The sequence below is a fragment of the Vibrio sp. 779(2023) genome, from assembly GCF_033344285.1.
GTDB classification, from domain to species: domain Bacteria; phylum Pseudomonadota; class Gammaproteobacteria; order Enterobacterales; family Vibrionaceae; genus Vibrio; species Vibrio alginolyticus.
Genome location: NZ_JAWPOM010000001.1, coordinates 354,408 through 377,159, shown reverse-complemented (window position 1 = coordinate 377,159; position 22,752 = coordinate 354,408). Strand labels below are relative to the sequence as shown.

Annotated in this window: 20 protein-coding genes; 17 read left to right on the top strand and 3 right to left on the bottom strand. The window is 43.7% G+C overall.

Features of this window, described 5'->3' with window-relative positions:
• Window positions 1–55 precede the first annotated feature (55 nt).
• The 3 genes from malG to malE form a co-directional block, all read right to left on the bottom strand.
• On the bottom strand, window positions 56–946 hold the full coding sequence (gene malG / locus R8O70_RS01645) for a maltose ABC transporter permease MalG (protein ID WP_005375275.1): 891 nt from the start codon (window positions 944–946) through the stop codon (window positions 56–58).
• 12 nt (window positions 947–958) lie between these two features.
• Window positions 959–2,533 (bottom strand): maltose ABC transporter permease MalF, encoded by a 1,575-nt coding sequence (malF, locus tag R8O70_RS01640; protein ID WP_005375273.1) that lies wholly within the window; start codon window positions 2,531–2,533, stop codon window positions 959–961.
• Between the two features lie 79 nt (window positions 2,534–2,612).
• The gene (gene malE, locus R8O70_RS01635) at window positions 2,613–3,791 is read right to left on the bottom strand and encodes a maltose/maltodextrin ABC transporter substrate-binding protein MalE (protein ID WP_005375272.1); all 1,179 of its coding nucleotides are present in this window, start codon (window positions 3,789–3,791) and stop codon (window positions 2,613–2,615) included.
• 672 nt (window positions 3,792–4,463) lie between these two features.
• Between malE and malK the strand changes: the two genes are divergently transcribed.
• The 17 genes from malK to R8O70_RS01550 all read left to right on the top strand — a co-directional run bounded on the left by malK (window position 4,464) and on the right by R8O70_RS01550 (window position 22,596).
• Window positions 4,464–5,582 carry a maltose/maltodextrin ABC transporter ATP-binding protein MalK gene (gene malK / locus R8O70_RS01630; protein WP_005375271.1) on the top strand — a complete coding sequence of 373 codons (1,119 nt, stop codon included), beginning with the start codon at window positions 4,464–4,466 and terminating at the stop codon, window positions 5,580–5,582.
• Between the two features lie 422 nt (window positions 5,583–6,004).
• The gene (locus R8O70_RS01625) at window positions 6,005–7,405 is read left to right on the top strand and encodes an undecaprenyl-phosphate glucose phosphotransferase (protein ID WP_258479375.1); all 1,401 of its coding nucleotides are present in this window, start codon (window positions 6,005–6,007) and stop codon (window positions 7,403–7,405) included.
• Window positions 7,406–7,415: 10 nt separating this feature from the next.
• Window positions 7,416–8,621 (top strand): outer membrane beta-barrel protein, encoded by a 1,206-nt coding sequence (locus R8O70_RS01620; protein WP_017635284.1) that lies wholly within the window; start codon window positions 7,416–7,418, stop codon window positions 8,619–8,621.
• 12 nt (window positions 8,622–8,633) lie between these two features.
• Complete coding sequence (locus R8O70_RS01615; protein WP_005375265.1) at window positions 8,634–9,167, top strand: polysaccharide biosynthesis/export family protein; 534 nt, start codon at window positions 8,634–8,636, stop codon at window positions 9,165–9,167.
• 15 nt (window positions 9,168–9,182) lie between these two features.
• A complete protein-coding gene (locus R8O70_RS01610; protein WP_171342490.1) occupies window positions 9,183–11,363 on the top strand; it encodes a GumC family protein in 2,181 nt (726 codons plus the stop codon).
• The gene (locus R8O70_RS01605; protein WP_053303826.1) at window positions 11,341–12,150 is read left to right on the top strand and encodes a putative capsular polysaccharide synthesis family protein; all 810 of its coding nucleotides are present in this window, start codon (window positions 11,341–11,343) and stop codon (window positions 12,148–12,150) included. The genes R8O70_RS01610 and R8O70_RS01605 overlap by 23 nt, the downstream gene beginning before the upstream one ends.
• Window positions 12,151–12,152: 2 nt before the next feature.
• A complete protein-coding gene (locus R8O70_RS01600) occupies window positions 12,153–13,205 on the top strand; it encodes a glycosyltransferase (RefSeq protein WP_318184007.1) in 1,053 nt (350 codons plus the stop codon).
• A complete protein-coding gene (locus R8O70_RS01595; protein WP_053303828.1) occupies window positions 13,171–14,418 on the top strand; it encodes an O-antigen ligase family protein in 1,248 nt (415 codons plus the stop codon). The genes R8O70_RS01600 and R8O70_RS01595 overlap by 35 nt, the downstream gene beginning before the upstream one ends.
• A gap of 15 nt (window positions 14,419–14,433) precedes the next feature.
• On the top strand, window positions 14,434–15,267 hold the full coding sequence (locus tag R8O70_RS01590; protein WP_005375258.1) for a putative capsular polysaccharide synthesis family protein: 834 nt from the start codon (window positions 14,434–14,436) through the stop codon (window positions 15,265–15,267).
• Window positions 15,264–16,295: a glycosyltransferase family 4 protein gene (locus R8O70_RS01585; RefSeq protein WP_053303830.1), complete on the top strand. Its 1,032-nt coding sequence runs from the start codon at window positions 15,264–15,266 to the stop codon at window positions 16,293–16,295. The genes R8O70_RS01590 and R8O70_RS01585 overlap by 4 nt, the downstream gene beginning before the upstream one ends.
• An 8-nt stretch (window positions 16,296–16,303) precedes the next feature.
• Window positions 16,304–17,611 carry an oligosaccharide flippase family protein gene (locus R8O70_RS01580; protein WP_258624766.1) on the top strand — a complete coding sequence of 436 codons (1,308 nt, stop codon included), beginning with the start codon at window positions 16,304–16,306 and terminating at the stop codon, window positions 17,609–17,611.
• A gap of 2 nt (window positions 17,612–17,613) precedes the next feature.
• Complete coding sequence (locus R8O70_RS01575; RefSeq protein WP_047102581.1) at window positions 17,614–18,009, top strand: VanZ family protein; 396 nt, start codon at window positions 17,614–17,616, stop codon at window positions 18,007–18,009.
• A 67-nt stretch (window positions 18,010–18,076) separates the two neighbouring features.
• Window positions 18,077–18,397, top strand: a complete 321-nt coding sequence (gene yqfB / locus R8O70_RS01570) for a N(4)-acetylcytidine aminohydrolase (RefSeq protein ID WP_206953498.1) — start codon at window positions 18,077–18,079, stop codon at window positions 18,395–18,397.
• Between the two features lie 50 nt (window positions 18,398–18,447).
• Window positions 18,448–19,047: a TetR/AcrR family transcriptional regulator gene (locus R8O70_RS01565; RefSeq protein ID WP_318184006.1), complete on the top strand. Its 600-nt coding sequence runs from the start codon at window positions 18,448–18,450 to the stop codon at window positions 19,045–19,047.
• A 151-nt stretch (window positions 19,048–19,198) separates the two neighbouring features.
• Window positions 19,199–20,233, top strand: a complete 1,035-nt coding sequence (locus R8O70_RS01560; protein WP_258624763.1) for an NADP-dependent oxidoreductase — start codon at window positions 19,199–19,201, stop codon at window positions 20,231–20,233.
• A 14-nt stretch (window positions 20,234–20,247) separates the two neighbouring features.
• Window positions 20,248–20,865 carry a glutathione S-transferase family protein gene (locus tag R8O70_RS01555; RefSeq protein WP_005375238.1) on the top strand — a complete coding sequence of 206 codons (618 nt, stop codon included), beginning with the start codon at window positions 20,248–20,250 and terminating at the stop codon, window positions 20,863–20,865.
• Between the two features lie 291 nt (window positions 20,866–21,156).
• The gene (locus R8O70_RS01550; protein WP_042521590.1) at window positions 21,157–22,596 is read left to right on the top strand and encodes a catalase; all 1,440 of its coding nucleotides are present in this window, start codon (window positions 21,157–21,159) and stop codon (window positions 22,594–22,596) included.
• Window positions 22,597–22,752: the final 156 nt, after the last annotated feature.

Sequence of the window (22,752 nt, the reverse complement as noted above, 5' to 3'; positions counted from 1 at the left end):
CGACCATGTGGTCGCCCTTTTCTAGTTATTCTTATCAATCTCAGACCACAAGAGATTATCCTTTCACACCACCAGCGGTTAGACCACCAACCAACCAGCGCTGCGCAAGTAAGAATACGGCAGTGATTGGCACTGCTGAAAGTACAGCAGCTGCGGCAAAGTCACCCCACAAGTAGTTTTGTGGATATAGGTATTGCTGCATACCCACTGCAAGTGTGTACGAGTCTACATCAGAAAGCAGTAGTGACGCTACAGGAACTTCACCAATTACCATGATGAACGACAATATGAAGACTACCGCTAGGATTGGTACAGACAGTGGCAGCAATACCAAACGGAATGCTTGCCATGGTGTAGCACCATCAAGAGCCGCCGCTTCTTCTAGAGACGAGTCAATACTTTCGAAGTAGCCTTTAATGGTCCAAACGTGCAGTGCGATACCACCTAAGTAAGCGAAGATCAGACCGCCATGCGTGTTCAGACCAAGGAAAGGAATGTACTGACCCAGTTTGTCGAACAACGCGTACAGAGCAACCAGTGCCAACACCGCAGGGAACATCTGGAAGATCATCATCGCTTTAAGAATGGTGTTCTTACCTTTGAACTTCATACGAGCAAACGCGTAAGCCGATGTGGTTGATAGCGCCACGATTAGGATTGCAGAAATACCACCCACTTTTACCGAGTTCCACAACCATGTCATTACTGGGAATGGTGGCGGTGTAACTGTACCGTCTGGATTAGTCACCGAGAAACCTAATGCCAATTTCCAGTGATCAAGTGTTGGGTTGTCTGGGATCAGGCTACCCGTTGCAAAGTTACCTTCACGGAATGAAATCGCGATGATCATCAGTAAAGGGAAAATAATCAGTGCCAAGAATGCCCACATTGCAATATGAGTAGCCCAAACACGATACTTTAATGACTTACCTTGTACCATTGCCATTGTAATTTCTCCTTAGTCCTGAGCTACTTTAGTTACGCGTAGGTTGATAAGTGCCAATGCGCCAACCAATAGGAAGATAAGCGTTGCTACCGCACTTGCTAGGCCGAAGTCTTGACCGCCAGCACCTTCGAATGCGATTCGGTAGGTGTAACTTACTAGTAGGTCGGTGTAACCCGCAGGCTCTGATGTACCAATCATATTTGGACCACCGCCAGTCAACAACTGGATAAGTACGAAGTTGTTGAAGTTAAATGCAAAACTCGCGATCAACAATGGTGTTAACGGCTTCAACATCATTGGTAGTGTGATACGTGTGAAGTTCGTGACAAAGTTCGCACCATCAATGGCTGATGCTTCATATAAATCGTCTGGAATCGCTTTTAGTAAGCCCATACACAAAATCATCATGTAAGGGAAACCAAGCCAAGTGTTAACAATTAAGATCATGGTTTTCGCCATGAACGGATCAGAGAACCAAGCCGGGCTAATGCCGAATAAGCCTTCCAACAACATGTTGATCTCACCAAAGCTTTGGTTAAACAAACCTTTAAAGATCAAGATAGAAATAAACGCCGGAACTGCATAAGGCAGGATTAGCAACAAACGGTAAACTGAGCGACCTTTAAGTGCTTCCCACTGAACCACACTGGCAAGGACAAGACCAATAACAAGCGTAAACAATACGGTTAGCGCAGAGAAAACAATGGTCCAGATAAAGATACTGATAAACGGCTCTTTGATACCATCATCTTTCCAAACACGCTCAAAGTTGTGGGTACCAATGTTCACCACGAAACCTGGTGACACTGTGCTGCCAACAAATTGACCGTTTTCATCGACAGGCTGGTAGTAACCTACTTCCATATTTGGACGTAGCGTTTCTTCAGTCCGGTTGTTGTAAAGCGTTTCACCATCTTCTTGTAATGTGTACAAAGGCACAACTGCAGCAAATTTGCGCAGCCCACTCATACGGATATCATCACCGCTTGGCAAATGTAAATCGACACTGCTCAACGCACTGCGGTTCTTAACAATCGCCTTGATTGATTCTTTTTCACCCGTCACTTCTTCAATTGGTGAAAGATCAAACTCCGATGCTGAAAGGTTATCAAGCTGAAAAGTCGGGCTTGCAAGTAGCTCACCATCTTTTTCAACCACAAGTTGATGGCCTTGCTCCGTTTTATACAAAGTGAACGGGTAGCTATCACCACTTTGGTAAGTTCGGTCCAAAAGTACGTTCTGAGCGCGATCAAAAGAGAGTTGGTTTTTCGCGCTATAGTTGGTAAACGCCAAACCTATGGTGTACGCCAAAGGAAAAAGAATGAAAAGGATCATCCCTGCTATACCAGGGTAGATGTAACGGTGTGCGTACGTCTTTTTACTACCAAAGATGAACAACGCTAAAGCGGTAAGAATGAGCGTAAGTAGTGCAAACGCAATCTCACCGCGAGAATACATAAGGATTGTTGCGTAGCCATTGATGATGCCGACTGTGCCTAAAAGTGACCATTTCATGAACACTTTTTTGCTGCTCGGAAGGCTGGCTTCTGGTGCTGTCATAGCATTTGTACCTTGAACTGACTGCATAGGGAACCTGCTAGCGAATATAGAATAAATATAGAAAAGTAAGGAGGAGTTGCCTCCTCCTTAAAAAGGTCTTACTTAATTATTTAGTCATTTGTTTTTCTGCATCTGCAAGAGCTGCATCGACAGTTTGACGACCGTCAACTACGTTGATGATTGCGTTCTTAGCCGCACCCCAGAATGCGTTCATTTGAGGGATATTTGGCATGATTTCGCCGTTCATCGCATTGTCCATTGTTGCTGCGATACGAGTATCTGAATCTAGCTCACGTTGGAACGAGTTAAGTGCTACCGCACCTAGAGGCTTATCGTTGTTAACCATACGTAGGCCATCGTTTGTTAGTAGGTAGTTCTCAATGAACTCAACTGCTAGGTCTTTGTTTGGAGACGCAGTGCTGATACCAGCCGTTAGAACACCAACGAATGGCTTAGAAGATTGACCTTGGAACTTAGGTAGCGTAGTCACGCCGTAGTTAACGCCAGACTTCTCAATGTTGCCCCAAGACCATGGACCGTTGATCGTCATCGCTGTTTTGCCTTGGTTGAACGCAGATTCAGACACGGAGTAATCCATATCCGCAGAGATTACGCCTTTATCAACTAAGCCTTTTACGAAGCTCATTGCGTCTTTAACGCCTTCTTTCGCGATACCAGCGTCTTTAACATCGTAACCTTCAGAAGTGTATTTAAACGCGTAGCCGCCATCAGCAGCCATTAGTGGCCAAGTGAAGTACGGTTCTTTTAGGTTCCACATGATTGCAGACTTGCCGTCTTTTTTAAGTTTTGCATCTAATGCTGCAACCTCTTCCCAAGACTTTGGTGGGTTTGGAACTAGGTCTTTGTTGTAGATTAGAGATAGAGACTCAACCGCAACTGGATAGCCGATCAATTTGCCGTCGTAACGTACTGCATCCCAAGCGAAATCAACGATACCTTCTTGAATATTCTTAGAAGGTTTAATTTCTGCTAGCAGGCCAGCTTCTGCGTAACCACCGAAACGGTCGTGAGCCCAGAATACGATATCAGGACCGTCGCCAGTCGCTGCAGTTTGAGGGAATTTGTCTTGAAGGCCATCTGGGTGAGCCACAGTCACTTTAATGCCTGTGTCTTCTTCAAATTTCTTACCAACTTCAGCAAGGCCGTTGTAGCCTTTATCACCGTTGATCCAGATAGTAAGTTGTCCTTCTTCGATGGCAGCATTAGCACCAAAAGAACCCAAAGCAACAAGAGTACCTAGTGCTACAGCGCTTAACTTTTTCATGTTCGTATCCTTTTTATATTTTTGATGTAGGGCTAGTCCATTGAGGTTCAGCCGTATTTCGACATATATCATCTGAAATAATCCAATATGTCTCATCCTCCTAATCCCTACGCCCTTACAATTATGACGTATTTTCGTGATCTAAATCGCCAAGGGTAAGAGACTCAAATCACAAAATGGATAGTTCCTGTGATCGGTTTCAACTTTAGGTGGTGCAATAATGTGATTTCCGACCAACTGCTTTCTTCCTCCTCCTTTTTTACTCCTCCCTTTCTACTCCCCCTACAATTATTTCTATTAGGAGGATGTCGCACTACGCACAATCTTAGAAACTGCAGTCATCCAAGAGTGGATGGTAAGAACCCTTTCCCAGCAGTGCCTACGTATTAGGAAAAAGATTTGCTGGTTTTGCATTGCCAGACGAGTGGAATGTCATTATTAGTGTTGTTTGTGGTAATTATTTCACGGGGGAGACAATACGAATAATGTGGGGGAGAGAAACTCGTACTTGGCTATGATGGGTAGCACTTCTATTCAGGACATTTTATTGAAGTGCTACCCTACTTTTCTTACCAACCGCAAGAACTTACCGATTCCTACTGTTACTGCTCGCTAGATAATTCATATAATGATGAGCGGTGAATAATAAAAAATTGATCGAGGACGAGCTACATGGCGAGTGTCACGTTAAAAAATGTTTGTAAAGCGTATGGCGACGTACTGATTTCTAAGAACGTAGACCTAACAATCAACGAAGGTGAATTTGTTGTTTTCGTAGGTCCATCAGGTTGTGGTAAATCTACCCTTTTACGTTGTATTGCCGGTCTTGAAGACATTACTTCAGGTGATTTGTATATTGGTGACCAGCGCATGAATGACGTCGAACCATCCAAACGTGGTGTTGGTATGGTATTCCAGTCTTACGCTCTTTACCCGCACCTTAACTTATATGACAACATGTCATTTGGCTTGAAACTAGCAAAAGCAGACAAAGCAGAAATCGACAAGCGTGTTGAACAAGCAGCAGAAATCCTACAACTAGGCCACTTGCTTGAGCGCCAACCAAAAGCACTTTCTGGTGGACAGCGTCAACGTGTGGCGATTGGCCGAACATTGGTATCGCAGCCAAATGTATTCCTTCTAGACGAGCCACTATCAAACTTGGATGCGGCACTACGTGTAAACATGCGTGCACAAATTACTAAGCTACAACGCCAACTTGGTTGTACCATGATCTACGTAACGCACGATCAGGTAGAAGCGATGACAATGGCAGATAAAATCGTTGTACTAGACGGCGGTTATGTATCGCAAGTTGGTAAGCCGCTTGAGCTTTACCATTACCCACAAAACCGCTTTGTAGCTGGCTTTATCGGTTCTCCGAAAATGAACTTCATGAGCGTATTCATTGATGAAGTAGAAGCAGAGCGCGTCAAAGTTCAACTATCTAACGGCGTATCTTTCTGGATTCCAGTGGATGGTACAACAGTTAACCGCGGCGACCGAATGTCTTTAGGCATTCGCCCTGAGCACCTATTATCCGCTTCTGAAGCTGATGCAAGTATTCACGGTGAAGTGATGATTGTTGAGAAGCTAGGTAACGAAACTCAAGTATACCTAAATCTAGAAGGGGCGGACGCCGACGTTATTTTCCGTCAGCCTGACACGCTTGCAGTCGACACTGGCGATAAAATCGAGATCGGTATTCCAGCTCATCGTTGTCACCTGTTCCACAGTGATGGTCGCGCATGCCGCCGCCTATACAAAGAAAACGGCGTAGAAGTCGAATAATTCATTCGTCCTTACTCAAAAAAATCCCTCTCAAGTGAGAGGGATTTTTTTATCTTAATAAATATCAGCAATTCGATACTAAATCATTAATCGTTAACGAATCAAATCACCCGTTTCTTCTACCCTCACATAAACCATTGTCTTTGTACTGATACTTCATTTTTAATACTTTTCCTCATTCCTCATAAGTAAGTACCAGCTTTTTCCTAACCCGCCAAACTTAGCCAAAGGGCTAAATATCATTCTTATTTCCACTTACCTCAACAACGCAAATTTTTACACTTATCAACGAAATTACACGTGACAAAAAACTCAGCAGTATTCAACAGAATGCTCTGTGCACCAACTACTAATAACGTTCACGACACGGCAATTGGGGAAGACACCCAAGGGCGGTAGCGTGTCAGAAGGGAAACTGAGTCATGAAACAAAAAGGACTTATCCGCTCTCATGAGATGGAGTTCGCTTTTTTATATCGCATCTCAGATCTTGCTGTCATCGTCTCTTTTATGCTGTTTTTAGTATTCAAAGACATGAATACTGCGATGGGGAAAGATTACGTCATATTGGCTTTCGTTGGAGGCATCTCCTTTCTATTTATGGCAGAAAGCGGCAATCTGTATCGCTCTTGGCGAACCAGTTCGTTTAAAGAGCAGATGTTTATTGTCTGTGTTGCTTGGGCGGTGACTTCTGCACTTATCTTTATTGTGCTGTATTTTTCTGAAGTCCATACCTTATTTGATAACACAATTTTAGTGCTGTGGTTTGCGATTACGCCCGCTCTGCTTTTGGCATGGCGAGTAACATTCCGTACCGGATTAGCCTATTTGAGAAAAAAAGGATTCAACACTCGCACTGCAATCATCATCGGCCAAACTCCTCACGGCATTACCCTAGCTAACGAAATTCAAAACCACACAGAACACGGCGTGCTTTTTGATGGCTTTTACGACGAACGATCTTCCGACAGATTGCCAAATTCTGATTATCCTATTAAAGGAGCTGTTGACCACGCCCTTGAGCGAGCTAAAAAAGGGGAAGTAGATTACGTCTATATCGCGATGCCAATGCACGCAAAAGAGCGCATTGCGTCACTTCTTAACCAATTCTCAGATACCACCGCAAATACGTATCTGATTCCCGACTTCTTCACTTATAACCTTTTACATTCTCGTTGGGCGCAGATCGGCCAAGTTCAAACACTAAGTGTCTTTGATACACCTTTTGCTGGAATTTCTTCTTGGGTAAAACGGTTTGAAGACATCTTGTTTTCGAGCATTATTTTGGTCTTAATCGCCCCTATTCTATTCGTCATTGCGATTGGCATTAAGGCAACGTCTAAAGGCCCTGTCATCTTTAAACAACATCGGTACGGTCTTGATGGACGCAAGATTGAAGTCTGGAAGTTCCGTTCAATGACAACCATGGATCAAGGTTCCAACGTGAAACAGGCGACAAAGAACGATCCTCGTATTACGCCTTTTGGCGGATTTCTACGTCGCACCTCTTTGGACGAACTACCTCAATTTATCAATGTACTGCAAGGGACCATGTCTATTGTCGGCCCACGCCCTCATGCCGTGGCACACAATGAAGAATACCGTCAGATCGTGGATCGCTACATGCTACGTCACAAAGTAAAACCAGGCATTACTGGCTGGGCGCAGATTAATGGTTATCGCGGCGAAACCGACACCTTAGAAAAAATGGAAAAGAGAGTCGAGTTTGATTTGGATTACATCCACCATTGGTCGGTTTGGATGGACATCAAAATCATCTTTATGACCGTTTTCAAAGGCTTCACTGGTGCTAACGCTTACTAAGGTTGAGATTATGAAGAAACTGACAATGGCAATAGCATTGAGTCTGTTTTCTACTGACTTGCTCGCAGAACCGATGGCTTACCAAACCGAGTCTGGTATAGAGTTGATTCCCCTCGTAAAAACTTTCTACGAGGGAGATGACAACATCAATAAAGCGGAAAAATCCGGCAATGTAGAGTCAGTCAATATTTGGGGTATAGAACCAAGCTTACTAGCACGTATAGAACGGAATCGCTATCGCGCAGATATTTTATATAAGTTAAAAGCTGGCTTTTCATCTGACGATCGCAACGACTTCGACGACCACACTTTTCAGTTTTCCAACTTTTTCGAATTTAATCATCGTCATCGTTTAGTGGTTGATTACCGTTTTCGCGCCCAGCATGAAGTTCGAGGAGAAGATATTACCGAAGGTAATGGTAGCGCAATCGACTCACCAATAGAGTTCAACCGTAACGATGTAAAAACCAATTATGTCTTTGGATCTAACGGTGCCAAAGGCAGACTCGAATTCGGTTTAGGCTATAGTGATAAAACCTATCAAAACTATCGTGACGGCTTGCCTGGTCGCCCAAACGCTAAAACTAAATACAACGATTTTCGAGCTCCCAATGCACATTTGGAGTTCTATTTAAGAGCGACGCCAAGAACCTATTGGTTAGTCGGAACAAACCAAATCGTAACCGAGTATCAGCACCGAAATTCTGCGCAGCCATCGAAAGATAACAACACCAGTTTCTATTACACCGGTGCCGAATGGGAAGTCACAGGAAAAACCAAAGGCATCGCTCGACTCGGTTATCAAATCAAAGATTTTGACAGCGCTCAACGAGAGACATTTAAAGGCTTTAGTTGGGATATCGGCTTTGAATGGTTGCCTCAAGAACAAACTCTAGTCAGCGTGAAAACCACTCAAGCGGCGGTTAACCCCGATCAAGATGGCGATTACAACCTACAAACTCGTTACCGACTGAACCTCAAGCACGATTGGAATAGTTACCTTGCAACTCGCTTAGGTGCTGTTTATCAACAAGATGATTACACGGGAATCTCCAGAAACGACGATCGGTACACTCTATCTTTTGGTATCGATTATCAGATCAAACGTTGGATACAGCTGCAAGCCGATTGGCAATACCAAGATAAAAACTCTAGCCGATCGGATTATAGCTTCGAACAAAATATTTGGACTTTAAGCGCACAGTTTTCTCTGTAAAAAGGATTATTAATGAAGGCATTCATCAAATTCATGAGTGTAGCGTTGTTGCTATTTAGCACTTTGGTCAACGCTGACTCAAACGAGGAAGATTACTTACTCGATACTGGCGATACCATTTCCGTGCAGGTCTATGGTGAAGAAGATCTTACGATTAAAAATATTCTAATAACGTCAGATGGCTACTTTGATTACCCCTACCTTGGCCGAATTAAAGCAATCAAAAAAACACCAAAACAACTCAAGTACGAAATAGAAACGGGCTTAAAAGGCGATTATCTCATCAATCCAAAAGTGATGGTCACCATCAATAACTTTCGTCTATTTTACGTTAATGGCGAAGTCAGGAAACCTGGTGGATTTGAGTACCGTCCAGGGTTAACCATAGAGAAAGCCATCGCTCTAGCAGGTGGCTTGACCGACAGAGCCTCACGCAAAGGCATTAACCTCACCAAGCATAAAACAGGTCAAACGATGGAAGGGGTCAGTATGCACCGCAACGTTGAACCTGGTGACATTGTATTTATTGACCAGAGCTTCTTTTAAGTGACAGGGAATCAAATGAACGGGACTCATCCAAATAATCTCCAGATGAACAAAGTAGAACTGATTCGTTTTGGCCATCACTTCAAAGCGATTAAAAAGAATTGGCTAAGCATCGCAGCATTCACGCTTCTGTTCTCATTAACTTGTACTTGGTATATCTACTCCAAAGCATCGATATACCAAGCTACAGCTACGCTACTCATCCAAGAGGAGCAAAAAAGCGCCCTTTCAATCGAGGAAGTATATGGCGTCGACACGACAAAAAAAGAGTACTTTCAAACGCAAATCGCCATTTTAAAATCGAATCATATTGCAGATAAGGTCATTAGAGAGCTGAACCTCACCCAATTACCTGAGTTCACAAGCTCAGGGGGGTTAAATAAAAAAATCGACCAAATAAAGTCGATTCCTTTTGTTCAAGACCTACTGAATGTGGCACCAAGCCCAAAAGAAACCGCCCAGTTTTCAGAGTCGTATTATCAGGCACTTCAAGCTTTCAGAAGTAAACTCGATATTGAGCCAGTACGTAACACCCAATTAGTCAGAATTCGCTTTCGTTCTACCGATCCTAAGCTTGCGACGACAATCGCCAACGCGGTCGGCCAAGCCTACATTGACGCAAATTTTGAAGCCAAATTGGTCGTTACACAAAATGCGGCTACTTGGTTGACAAATAACTCTCAAAAATTGGAGGAGCGATTACGTAACTCGGAGCAAGCGCTGCAAGAATTCTTGTTAAAAGAAGGGTTGATCGATATAAATGGTATTGATGAAATTTACGCAAATGAGCTAGAAGAACTCACTCGCAAGCTGAATATCGCTGTTAATAAGCGTATTGAAGCGCAGACGTTAATCCAATTGTTACGACGTAAATCTTCGCAAAGTTTAGACAGCTTGTTGTCAATTGATGAATTCGCTAATCAAGCGCAAATCCGCGATCTAAAATTGTCGGAAGCACAGGCAGCCAAAAATCTCTCTGAACTGGCACAGCGCTACGGACCTAAACATGATCGAATGATTCAGGCGAAAGCGCAGCTTGCTGAAATTCAATCTAGAACCCAGCAACTCATCCGTGACATTTCCTTCAGTAAGCAACAAGACCTTCTTGCTGCAAAAGCGCAAGAGGACATGCTTCGCGCAGAACTCGATAACAAAAAGTCAGACTTCCAATCGTTAGGGTCACAAAAAGCGCGTTACGAACAGTTAAAACGCGAGGTTGAATCCAATAAGGCACTCTATGAAGCGTTCTTAAATCGTGAGAAAGAGACCAACGCCACCAGCGACTACAAGAATGTCACTGCTCGCTTTACTGATAAAGCCATCATTCCTCTATTCCCGGTGGCACCACAACGAATCAAACTGGTACTAATTGCCACCTTTTTTGGCTTTGCCATTGCTTGCGCTCTAGTCATCATCTTAGAAACGATGCGAGAAGTTATCCGAAGCACAGCCGATGTGCAGGAAAAACTTGGTGTTACGTGTTTAGGTGTGATTCCTATGGTCAAAAAACGCAATTTGCGTAAAAACGGCGTCAGTTATACCGCGTATTTAGATGATGAAGAAAAGCTATTTAGTGAAGCTTGCCGCTCCGTCAGAACCTCGCTTCTGCTCAGATTAACCAACACGAAGCAAAAGATATTGCCCTTTACCTCTGCTATTCCAGAAGAAGGAAAAACATCAACCAGTATCAATATGGCGGTGTCGTTTTCAAAAATGGAAAAGGTATTGATCATCGACTGCGATTTACGTCGACCTTCCATCGCAAAGCGATTCGGTATTGCTGAATCAAGCCCTGGCTTAACGCATATCCTGACGATGGATACGCCAATCAAAGATTGTGTTACACATATAAAAGAAGCCAACTTAGATGTATTACCGGCCGGCCTAATTCCGCCAAACCCACAGGAATTATTGGCTTCTGATCGCTTTAAAAAGTTGCTCGAACATTTTCAAAATAAGTATGACCGGATCATTATCGATACACCGCCCCTACTGTCAGTGAGTGACGCACTTATTCTTGGTCAGTATGCCAATGGTCTGATCACCGTCATTCGCTCAGAATCGACAAAATCATCACTGGTTAACCTTGCGTTATCTAAACAAATACAACACTCAGTTCCATCTCTTGGCGTCTTAATCACACAAGCCAAGGCCAAGGAAGGAGAGACGCTTTATGTCCAGAAATACGCCTACTAACGTAAACCTATCTTGGTACCAAACGTTGAAAAGCCAAGAACAGCCGGTATTGATCTATCAAATGGGCAAAGTAGGTTCGAGTGCATTAGAGCATTCCATTCCTGACTCGATTCACTTGCACGACCTTATGACCGTCGATGCGCAAAAACAAATATCCCCCGTTAGAGCGCAATTGCATAAGCCTCAGATCAATGCGTTAAAGCGACGACTAAAGCGCATAACGATGAGCCGCATGTTAAAGCGTAAGAAAAAAGTTCGAATTATCTCGCTGGTGCGTGAACCGATCGGACGAAATGTCTCAATGTTCTTTCAAGCACTTCCTTTTTGGATGGCGGACAAATATCTAAAGGATGACAGCGCAATACGTACCGAACGACCGCAATTACTCCAAGAAGCATTTGATAAGCACATGAATCATCAATATGCGCTGCAGTGGTTTGACAACGAGATCAAACAACTAACAGGGATTGATGTGTTTAACGAGTCTTTTAATCACGAAGTAGGCTATCAAACATACCATAACAATAACTTCTCACTGTTGGTCATTCGAAGTGACAAGCTAACGAAGGCTAACTCCGCAGTTGAAGACTTTTTAGGTTACCCCGTGGATGTTGTTTATGAAAATCAATCAGACAACAAATGGTACTCGCCACTAATGAAAGAATTCAAAACGCAATTTCAACCTACACCCGAGTACGTTGAAGAAATGCTGAATTCTAAATTGACGAAGCACTTTTTCTCAAATACAGAAATCACCGACCTTAAACAGCAATATCTGACCAATTAATCATGAAAACCAAGATTCTACATATTATCAATGATCTTTCTCAGAACGGCGGTGCTCAGAAGTTCTTAGTCGACCTTGTTTTAGAACATAAGCCTGAATACGAAATCAAAATTTTGGTCTTGTGTGATGAAAATGATTACTTACCAATGCTATCCGCCCAAGGGGTAGAGTGTTTTAACTGGCGCACATTGTCATTGAGTGAGAAATTCTCTTTGCTGCGTTGGCCGGATGTCGTTCACGGGCACCTCTACCCTTCCATTTACCTAGCGCTATTGGCGGTAGGTAAAAAACGAATCCAGACTGAGCACTGTTCTTATAACCGTCGACGTGACTATCCGCTGTTTAAGTTCATGGAATACGTCTTATATTGGGGCCACGACTTGACGGTCAGTATTAGTGAAAAAGTACAAGATGAACTGGTGAAGTTCATGCCTCGCTATCAACATAAATATCACGTGGTGCACAATGGCGTTGATTTAAAAAGGTTTTCTATGACGCCAAGATTCGCCAGCCACCTAATCGACAAACCAGTTATCAAGATTGGAATGGTGGGCCGACTTCACCAACATAAAGACCATGAAACGCTTATCCAAGCACTTATCCATTTACCAAGACGATACGAACTCCACCTTGCGGGAGATGGAGAAAAAAAATCGTCACTGCAAGCATTGGCAACAAAAATCAACGTCGCGCAACGTGTTCACTTTCATGGCGTAGTTTCTGACGTTCCAGCCTTTTTGAACGACATGGATATTTACGTGCAATCGTCGCACGTCGAAGGCTTTGGTTTGGCGGCGGTTGAGGCGATGGCAGCAGGCTTACCCGTACTATCGTCGGACGTACCTGGTTTGGATGACGTCACCGGACGTGCCGAATATTTATTTCAAGTTGGTAACGCCACTGAACTGAGCCAAAAAGTTCTCCAACTGTGTGAAAGTGTTGAGCGGTATGACGCTGCAAGTCAATACTCAGTCAATAGGACCTCTCTTTACACCATCGATAAATTTCGTGAAGGTTACTATGGAATCTACCAGCAGCTTTGCGCCAACAAATAGTTCCGCGCCATCGAGCCATCGCGCCTCATTGCTTGCAGCATGCCTATTAGTATTGTTCTTTATTCCAATGAAGTTTCGTGCTGGAGGAATAGCGCTAGCCCCATCTGACATCGCAAGCCTTTTGTCTATTGGTTTTACTGCATTAGTGGTATTGGAAGGAAAAGCTGAAAAACTCATACATCCCTGTATGGGGTTCCTCGTATTGTTCACTGGGTATGTGTTCATAAATGGTCTGCTAAATCGCGTCCCTTTAATGCCGCTAGTTATAGAAACTGTGCAATGGTTAGCGATTTTGTGCCTACTGAGCCTAATGTACGCCTATGGCGTGTTTGATGACGAACGGGTAATGGTTTATTTCACGTATCTGTTGTTTTTCATCTGTTCGCTCGTTGCCTTATGGCACTTTGCTCAGGGCTATCAAAGTGGGTTTAAGTTACTCGGGGTAAGTAAATACGGGTTCGGTGTACTGTGCTCACTACTGTACCTTTATCGAGATAAAATTCGCGCTTTCCACCTTTTGATGCTCGTAGCTTTAGTATTACTGGTGTTGTCACAAGAAAGAAAAGCGCTACTTGGTTTTTGTCTGCTTTTCTTCTTTGACCAACTGCTCGTAAAAAACTTAATGAGAAAATCGCTCAGCGAAACGTACACGTGGACAATTTTATTAGCCTTGAGCTTCATTGTGTTTACTGCCGTCACAACCACACTCTACGTTGGGTTTGAAACGCTAGCAGACACATTGGAAATAACCCAAGAAGACGTCTTATTTGCCAACCAAAGTGAAGCGCGCTGGGTATCGAATCTTCATAGAAAACTTTTACTTGCCAATGGGCTAGATATTTTACTTCAACACCCAGTGTTAGGTGTCGGCGCGAAAATGTTACCCAACTTTATGATCAGTTACTTTAATTATGATGAGCTGGCGATCTACACCCACAACTTTGTGTTAGATACCGCAATTGAATACGGATTGTTTGGTATCGGTCTGCTGTTTGGTGGTTATTTTCTTTTTATTCGCTTTTGCTTCCGTAGTCTTAATGAAAACAGAAAAAGCCTATTACTTGCGATATACGCCCTCATCATGGTGTTTTTCGTTGCGGTAAACACCACCATAATTTTAATACTCTTATTACCCGTCATGATCAGCATGAGCAACGACTCAAGGGCCATTGCTCATACTTTTCCGGTAAACCATCACCACGAATATGAATAATCAAGGATAGGATAGATGAAGTATTCAATCTCTCGACAATTTGAAAAGAACCGAGAACTCCAAGCTGATAATTTTGTTTTAGTTTACCAAATGGGCAAAGTTGGCTCCTCATCAATTGAGCACACGCTAGGGGAGAAAAATATCCCGAGCTATCACATCCACACCTTTGATGATCACGAAGAATTTCACATGTATCACAATAAAAAAGACGTGAGTAAATTCTTCGACTTCCGAAACCGCGCACTCTATCGCTTAGTGCTCAAGCAGCGAAAACGTATCTTACAAAAACGCGAGCAGATTAAAATCGTTACGCTGGTCCGCGATCCAATCGCAACTGTCTTTTCTCGTTTCTTTCAAGACCTCCATTTGCAATTTATCGAAGGCAAAAAGAATGATGCAATTCACCGAGATATGGAAGTCACGTATCAGCACCTCGAGCATTGCTTTGATAACTATATCAATCTCAACTATTTTGCGGACTGGTTCGACAACGAGTTAAAGCGTAATTTCAATATCGATGTGATGCGCCAAGAGCTGGACAACACTCAACCTTTCTTCACATTCCAGAACGATCAGGCCAACGTCATGCTAATCAAATGCGAACAGCTCAGTTCTCTTGATAAAGAAATCGGTGAGTTTCTTGAGTTGCAAGACTTCGTACTGAAAAACAGCAACGAAGCGAAAAACAAGTGGTACTCCAATATCCACCAACACTTTAAGAATCACTACGACTTCTCAAAACTGTTTTATATGTACGATCTTCCCTTGTATCGCCACGTTTATTCAGAGCAAGAGCGTGATGCTTTTAAACACAAATGGATGCAAACACCAGGGACAAAATCATCATGAAGAAAGTACTCCATGTTACAGAAGCGTTTGGAGGTGGCGTTCAAACCGCCCTCTATAGTTATGTTCACTCATCCAGAGACGAGCCTTATCAACATTTCTTGCTAGCCAGAGCCCGAGAAAACGACTTGACCAATGAGAACAACCACCACATTTTCGTACAGACAAAGTGGGTAGAAGGCGGCTTGCTTCAATTTATTCGCGATGCAAACCACATGATTGCATCACTTGCTCCCGACGTCGTGCATTTGCACTCGAGTAAAGCGGGATTTCTCGGCCGATTTCTAAAGCTTGGCAAGGCACGCTTGGTTTACACACCGCACTGTTATGCCTTCGAACGTGAAGATATCTCAGAGCTTGCACGCCAGATCTATAAAGCACTAGAGAAAGTAAAACTGAGCAAAATTGATGTGGTTGCAGGCTGTAGCCAACGAGAGTGTGACCTAGCCATTAGCATTGGTGCGAAACGTGCCGAACTGCTCAACAACTACGTGTCTTATCAAAGTGAAGATCGTATAGAGCGAAACAAGCAAGAAGCGCTGAAGCTCGTTGTACTTGGTCGTGTCGCGCCCCAAAAAGATCCTCAGTTTCTTATCAGCACATTGCAGTTCCTTAATCGGTATGCGCTTAACCGCCCGATAGAGATCACATGGATAGGTGGCGGTGACCACGTACTCGAACAGAAATTACGCACTGAAAATGTGGATGTAACGGGCATGCTGCCTCGCGATGAGGTAGTTGAAAAGCTCAAGGGTTCAGACCTTTATCTACATACTGCAGCATGGGAAGGGATGCCGTTAACCATTCTAGAAGCATCCAAGTTACATCTTCCTATGGTTATTCGGACCATCGGCGCAACCAAAGATCTCAACTACCCGTTTTTAGCGCTCACACCTGAAGAAATGGCCAAGCAGATCGCGCATTGTGTCAATCATTATGAAGAGATCGATTTTCGCCAATATACAGCAGAATTAAACGATGCCTTCAGTGAAGAAAAACAGCGCCTCGCACTCAATAAACTTTACGGTTAAATGCCCCTATGTTTCACACTGTTCAACAAAAATTACTGTTGATGCCCAGCGGTAAAAAAAGCTTGTTATCTACTGGATTAAAAACCGCAATCACGCGTGTGTTGAGTGCGCTATTTGCTTTTTTACTGACTCTGATTGTATCGAAGACCAGTGACGCTTCGACGGCCGGTCAATTTTTCTTTTTATTCAACCTAGTCTCGCTACTCGCCATCGTTTCTCAGCTAGGTTTTGATGTCTCGTTAGTTCGTTACAATGCGATCGCTTTTAATAACAAAGAGAAGCTTGAACAAAGCCAAAACTATAAAACCGCACTTTATCGAAGTATGGCATTTTGCTTGCTCGCCATAGGCGTTTTGTTGGCAGGGTTTAATCTGTTTCCAGAACAGCTAAACCAGACTCAATCACCAATGTATGCGATTATTTTATGCTTGCTTTGCATACCTTTCTTGGTGCTTGCGCAAACCAACAGTCGGGTGCTTCAAGCATGTAGAAAAGTTGTATCATCTCTGTTTGCGTTGCAGCTTGGGGTAAGCATGTTGATGGTCATTTTTGTCTTTGCCCTAGACTATATCGGTCAGCAAAATATCAACAATCTAATGACCGCACTGCTTTTAGCGAGCATAGGTGTCGCGGTCATATCTAGTGCCAATTGGCTTGGCTCAGATCAATATCAAACATCGGCTTTCGTACCAAACAAAAAAATGGTCGCTTCTGCCAAGCAAGTCTGGGTTGGCAGTATCTTCACGAATGTTCTTCAGTGGGGAAGCCTTGTTATTACGGGCTTTTTTATCTCAACAGCGGAACTCGGTTTGTTAGCCGCAGCCCAACGTACATCACTACTGATTGGCTTCGTGCTGATTACCATTAACTTTGTGGTCGCCCCGATGTTTGCCTCTCTCTACAAAGAGCGTCAAATGCGTAAACTGCAGAACCTGAGCCGCTTGGCGTGCCGAGCCAATGTTGGTTTAGCGATTGTACCCGTAATTATTTGCACCCTCTTCCCCGAGTTTGTAATGCAGTTTTTTGGTGAGGAGTTTCTCGCCGCGGCGCCACTATTAGTCGTCCTTTCTCTGGGGCAGTTAGTCAATGTTGCGACTGGTTCAGTAGGTTTTTTATTATTAATGAGTGGTCATGAGAGAACCATGAAATACATTACAATTTCCTCCGGTACGGTGTCCATCTGCCTACTTGTTACGCTTTGCCAAATGTTTGGGGTGATTGGTGCAGCGTGGGCAATGGCAATTGGCATGGCTATCCAGAATTTAGCTGCACTGTACTTTGTAAAACGTTACTTAGGCTTCTTTCCAATAGGTTAATTATGGCTTTAATACTGGCACGCACGAGTTTTGTTTTAGTCCTGATGCTAACCGCTTCACTCTCTTTGTGGAAAAGCTCTGACCTACACCATACTGCTTACCTGCAAATGGAAACCTACTTAGGCGGATCGAGTACGCTTCACTTTACTTTCAGTTTATTGATCGGCTTTTTATCGGTTTTCACGTTCCCTTCTCTGGTGAGCCCGAATAAAACCGACGTTTTTGGGATTCGTCTTTTGCTACTGCTGTTGGCTATCGTTTCAATGGAAGAAATGAGCCAACTTTTTATTCCAAATCGATCATTTAGTTTTGATGATCTCAGCACCAACTGGATAGGCGTTATCTCAGGTTACTTTAGTGCCAAGTTAATTCGCTTCATCCGCACTCGGTCGTTCTAGTAATACAGGAATCTCTGGGGGATTTGGGTATATAATTACGCCAAACAACCAGACTAACGAGTACATCATGCCATCTCATCCAACCAAGATTACTTTTTTTGAATTCTTAACCCCGTTGATCACGTCAGGCAAAAAGACGATAACGATTCGAGATGAATCAGAAAGCCATTACGTTCCCAATACAGAAGTCGAAGTTTTTACCTTAGAAACGAATCGTAAAGTCTGCGATATCAAGATACGTTCTGTAGAACCACTTCACTTTGAAGATATTAATGAGTTTCATGCAGAACAAGAAGCCATCGAACTACCAAAACTCAAGCAGTTAATTCGAGAAATCTACCCAAATACCGACACGCTATTTGTTATTGAGTATGAGCTGATTAAATAACCCACAACAAAGGCTAGACGACTGGTCTAATTCATTCTATAGTACACTTCATGAACGCAAAGACGAATGACACACGCCAACATATTCTCGACGTCGGATACGAGTTGATCGTAAACCGAGGGTTCACGAGTGTTGGTCTTTCAGAGCTATTAAAAAAGGCCGCAGTGCCAAAAGGCTCGTTTTATCATTACTTCAAGTCCAAAGAACAATTTGGTGAAGCGATGATTCAAGACTACTTTACTAAGTATTTTGAGCGTTTAAACGCACGCTTTACCAATACTGAACTGAGTGGCTACCAACGCCTAATGAGCTATTTCGAAGAAATGGTCAAAGTAGAAGACGACGTGTGTAATGCGAACAAATGTTTATTGGTTAAGTTAAGTGCAGAAGTCTCCGATCTCTCAGAGTCAATGCGCTTGGCATTACGCCAAGGAGCAGACAAAACCATTCAAGCGATAGCGGATTGCATTGACATCGGCATTAAAGATGGCTCAATCCCCAATGGTGACAGTGCGTTATTAGCAAGGCAGATATACTACCTTTGGAATGGCGCTAGCTTGCTGAACAAACTTTATCAAGATCAGGCAGCATTGACGCAAAGTCTGACCTATACTCAAGACTTACTGCAGAATACGCGCACTTGCCCATAACGGGCGGCGTGGAAGCAGAATGAACACCCTACACACGTTTCACTGTCAGAAAAAGCGTCAGTGTTAACACAGTAAACCTTCCCGCTTTACATAAGCGGGATATTTTGAAACAAATACTAGACGACCGGTCTAATCAACAAGTGAGATAGATATGACTAACGCAACAAATCGCAGAATCGTACTCGCGTCACGTCCCCATGGTGCACCGACACAAGAAAACTTTCGTTTAGAAGAGGTAACGAAACCGACTCCGAAAGAGGGTGAAATGCTATTGAGAACGGTTTATTTATCTCTAGATCCATACATGCGTGGTCGCATGAGTGATGCCGAATCATACGCTGACCCTGTTGCAATTGATGACGTAATGGTCGGTGGTACAGTTTGTCAGGTAGAAACATCAAACCACCCAGATTACGAAGCAGGTGAATGGGTTCTTGCCTACACTGTTGGCTGGCAAGACTACGCTATCTCAACTGGTGAGATGGTCATTAAACTTGGTAAAGAACCGCGAAATCCTTCTTACGCGCTAGGCGTTGCAGGAATGCCTGGCTTTACCGCGTACATGGGTTTACTCGACATTGGTCAGCCAAAACCAGGGGAAACCATCGTGGTAGCAGCTGCTACGGGGCCTGTAGGCGCAACAGTTGGTCAAATTGGTAAAATCAAAGGTTGCCGAGTTGTTGGTATAGCAGGCGGAGAAGAAAAATGCCGTTACGCTAAAGAGGTGCTTGGCTTCGATGAGTGTATTGATCACAGAGCTGAAGACTTTGCAGAACAACTGAGAAATGCCTGTGACAAAGGTATCGATGTTTACTTCGAAAACGTAGGTGGCAAAGTATTCGAGGCTGTAATGCCACTTCTGAATACAAACGCGCGTATCCCACTTTGTGGTTTGATTTCTCAGTACAACGCGACAGAGCTGCCTGAAGGTACCGACCACCTTCCATTACTAATGGGTAAGCTCCTGACCAAACGAATCAAGGTGCAAGGCTTCATCATTTTTGATGATTACGGACATCGTTACGGTGAATTTGCGCAAGATATTAATCAATGGTTGGCAGAAGGAAAGATCCAATACCGCGAACATCTAGTACAAGGACTGGATAATGCGCCAGAAGCATTCATCGGTCTGTTGGAAGGTAAGAATTTCGGCAAGCTTGTAGTACAGATTAACGACCCATTATAAAAAGGGATATGTAAATGATTAAACTTCACCACCTCAATCAGTCTCGTTCAAAGCGCATCATTTGGTTACTTGAAGAGCTAGATGTAAATTACGAGATTGTACCCTATGTCCGTGATTCCGTGACCTTCATGGCACCGCCAGAACTAAAAAGTGTTCACCCATTAGGAAAGTCACCTGTTCTTGAAGATAACGGCGAGATTATCATTGAGTCAGGTGCAATGACCGAATATTTGATTGAGAAATACAGTGACGGAGCCTTTGCTCCTGAGCGCGGTACAAAAGCACACACAGAATATTTGCAATGGATGCACTTTGCAGAAAGCTCCGCAATTTTACCTATGCTGCTAAAAATCTTCGTAAGCAAAGAGCCAAATGAAACTCAGTTTTTATCAGGCTATGCCGACAAGGAAGCAATGAATGTACTAGGCTACTTCGAGCAATCCTTAGAAGGCAAAACTTACCTAGTAGAAGAGCGTCTGACTGGCGCTGACATCATGATGTCTTTCATTGTCGAATTGGTTCAAAAGTTTGGTTTAGTTAATCACTTCCCTAATATTGAACGTTATGGGAAACAGCTCGCGACACACCCAGCATTTGCAAAAGCTGAACAACTTGAAGTGAAGTACTCTTAATTACTTCCTCCCTTTCGTCCCTTTGATGACACGTAAAACTTCATTTAAGGGGCGATATTACTAGCATCGCAGACACGCTAACTGGATAGCGCTTCCCCCCAGTCAATCGCATTCGAGAACGTCGATTGTTATGTCAATCAAGCTAATGTAGTAAATTTCTGATTCTAATATAGTTTCGACCATAGTCACCATCTATTGAATTGATAAGCAATATCAGTTTTCTCCCCCAGCTTTTCCGTAATAACCTCCTCTACAGTTTCTAAGGTATTGAGCCCTGGAGGGGGAAGAAAAATGACAAACAAGAAATTGACTACAGCAGCAGGTTGCCCTGTCGCACATAACCAAAACGTTATGACTGCAGGTCCTCGTGGCCCTCAACTATTACAAGACGTTTGGTTCCTTGAAAAATTGGCACACTTTGACCGCGAAGTGATCCCTGAGCGTCGTATGCACGCAAAAGGTTCTGGTGCTTACGGTACGTTCACAGTAACGCACGACATCACAAAGTACACTCGCGCTAAAATCTTCTCTGACATCGGCAAAAAAACAGAACTATTCGCTCGCTTCACTACTGTAGCTGGTGAGCGCGGTGCAGCAGACGCAGAACGCGACATCCGTGGTTTCGCACTAAAATTCTACACTGAAGAAGGTAACTGGGACTTGGTTGGTAACAACACACCAGTATTCTTCCTACGTGACCCACTAAAATTCCCAGACCTAAACCACGCTGTAAAACGCGACCCTCGCACTAACATGCGTAGCTCTACCAACAACTGGGATTTCTGGACATCACTACCAGAAGCATTCCACCAAGTGACTATCGTAATGAGTGACCGTGGTATCCCAGCCTCTTACCGTCATATGCATGGTTTTGGTAGCCACACATTCAGCTTTATCAACGCAGAAAACGAGCGTTACTGGGTGAAATTCCACTTCAAAACTCAACAAGGCATCAAGAACCTGACTGACCAAGAAGCAGAAGCGATCGTAGGTAAAGACCGCGAAAGCCATCACCGTGACCTTTACGAAGCGATTGAGCGTCAAGACTTCCCTAAATGGAAGATGTACGTACAGATCATGCCTGAGCTAGAAGCGGATGAAGTCAACTTCAACCCATTCGACCTAACACGAGTATGGTCTCAAAAAGACTACCCGCTGATCCCAGTTGGTGAGTTCGAACTGAACCGTAACCCAGAAAACTTCTACGCAGAAGTTGAGCAATCAGCGTTCAACCCAGCAGCAGTAGTACCTGGTATCGGCTTCTCTCCAGATAAGATGCTACAAGGTCGTCTGTTCGCTTATGGCGATGCTCAGCGTTACCGTCTAGGTGTGAACCACCATCAAATCCCAGTGAACGCACCTCGTTGCCCTGTTCACAGCTACCACCGCGATGGCGCAATGCGCGTTGATGGCAACTTTGGTTCAACACTAGGTTACGAGCCAAACTACAAACAAGAATGGGCAGAGCAACCAGATTACTCTGAGCCACCTCTACGCATCAATGGCAACGCTGATCACTACGATCACCGTGTAGACGAAGACTACTTCAGCCAAGCGGGTGACCTATTCCGTCTGATGAACGAAGAGCAACGTCAAACTCTGTTCGACAACACAGCTCGCGCAATGGACGGTGTGCCGGAATTCATCCAACAGCGCCACGTTCAACACGCATACCAAGCAGACGAAGCGTACGGCAAAGGTCTTGAGATTGCGCTAGGCTTAAACAAGTAAGCGAACGCTGTAATCATCACACTGTGTGATTAAAAGACATAAAAAAGGAGGTGCCCAACAGCACCTCCTGATTTCAAATCACTAATCCTTAATCACAAGTCACAAACCATGCTCAAGGAGGTTCATTATGATTAACTTAGATTTCTTTAAGCTCTT

What these genes read in the sequence shown, in the direction of transcription:
- R8O70_RS01560 (WP_258624763.1), top strand. Translation starts at nt 19,199, where the DNA reads ATGACTAACGCAACAAATCGCAGAATCGTACTCGCGTCACGTCCCCAT.
- R8O70_RS01565 (WP_318184006.1), top strand. Translation starts at nt 18,448, where the DNA reads ATGAACGCAAAGACGAATGACACACGCCAACATATTCTCGACGTCGGA.
- R8O70_RS01590 (WP_005375258.1), top strand. Translation starts at nt 14,434, where the DNA reads ATGAAGTATTCAATCTCTCGACAATTTGAAAAGAACCGAGAACTCCAA.
- R8O70_RS01575 (WP_047102581.1), top strand. Translation starts at nt 17,614, where the DNA reads ATGGCTTTAATACTGGCACGCACGAGTTTTGTTTTAGTCCTGATGCTA.
- malE (WP_005375272.1), bottom strand. Translation starts at nt 3,791, where the DNA reads ATGAAAAAGTTAAGCGCTGTAGCACTAGGTACTCTTGTTGCTTTGGGT.
- malK (WP_005375271.1), top strand. Translation starts at nt 4,464, where the DNA reads ATGGCGAGTGTCACGTTAAAAAATGTTTGTAAAGCGTATGGCGACGTA.
- malG (WP_005375275.1), bottom strand. Translation starts at nt 946, where the DNA reads ATGGCAATGGTACAAGGTAAGTCATTAAAGTATCGTGTTTGGGCTACT.
- malF (WP_005375273.1), bottom strand. Translation starts at nt 2,533, where the DNA reads ATGCAGTCAGTTCAAGGTACAAATGCTATGACAGCACCAGAAGCCAGC.
- R8O70_RS01555 (WP_005375238.1), top strand. Translation starts at nt 20,248, where the DNA reads ATGATTAAACTTCACCACCTCAATCAGTCTCGTTCAAAGCGCATCATT.
- R8O70_RS01610 (WP_171342490.1), top strand. Translation starts at nt 9,183, where the DNA reads ATGAACGGGACTCATCCAAATAATCTCCAGATGAACAAAGTAGAACTG.
- R8O70_RS01620 (WP_017635284.1), top strand. Translation starts at nt 7,416, where the DNA reads ATGAAGAAACTGACAATGGCAATAGCATTGAGTCTGTTTTCTACTGAC.
- R8O70_RS01550 (WP_042521590.1), top strand. Translation starts at nt 21,157, where the DNA reads ATGACAAACAAGAAATTGACTACAGCAGCAGGTTGCCCTGTCGCACAT.
- yqfB (WP_206953498.1), top strand. Translation starts at nt 18,077, where the DNA reads ATGCCATCTCATCCAACCAAGATTACTTTTTTTGAATTCTTAACCCCG.
- R8O70_RS01585 (WP_053303830.1), top strand. Translation starts at nt 15,264, where the DNA reads ATGAAGAAAGTACTCCATGTTACAGAAGCGTTTGGAGGTGGCGTTCAA.
- R8O70_RS01600 (WP_318184007.1), top strand. Translation starts at nt 12,153, where the DNA reads ATGAAAACCAAGATTCTACATATTATCAATGATCTTTCTCAGAACGGC.
- R8O70_RS01605 (WP_053303826.1), top strand. Translation starts at nt 11,341, where the DNA reads ATGTCCAGAAATACGCCTACTAACGTAAACCTATCTTGGTACCAAACG.
- R8O70_RS01580 (WP_258624766.1), top strand. Translation starts at nt 16,304, where the DNA reads ATGTTTCACACTGTTCAACAAAAATTACTGTTGATGCCCAGCGGTAAA.
- R8O70_RS01625 (WP_258479375.1), top strand. Translation starts at nt 6,005, where the DNA reads ATGAAACAAAAAGGACTTATCCGCTCTCATGAGATGGAGTTCGCTTTT.
- R8O70_RS01615 (WP_005375265.1), top strand. Translation starts at nt 8,634, where the DNA reads ATGAAGGCATTCATCAAATTCATGAGTGTAGCGTTGTTGCTATTTAGC.
- R8O70_RS01595 (WP_053303828.1), top strand. Translation starts at nt 13,171, where the DNA reads ATGGAATCTACCAGCAGCTTTGCGCCAACAAATAGTTCCGCGCCATCG.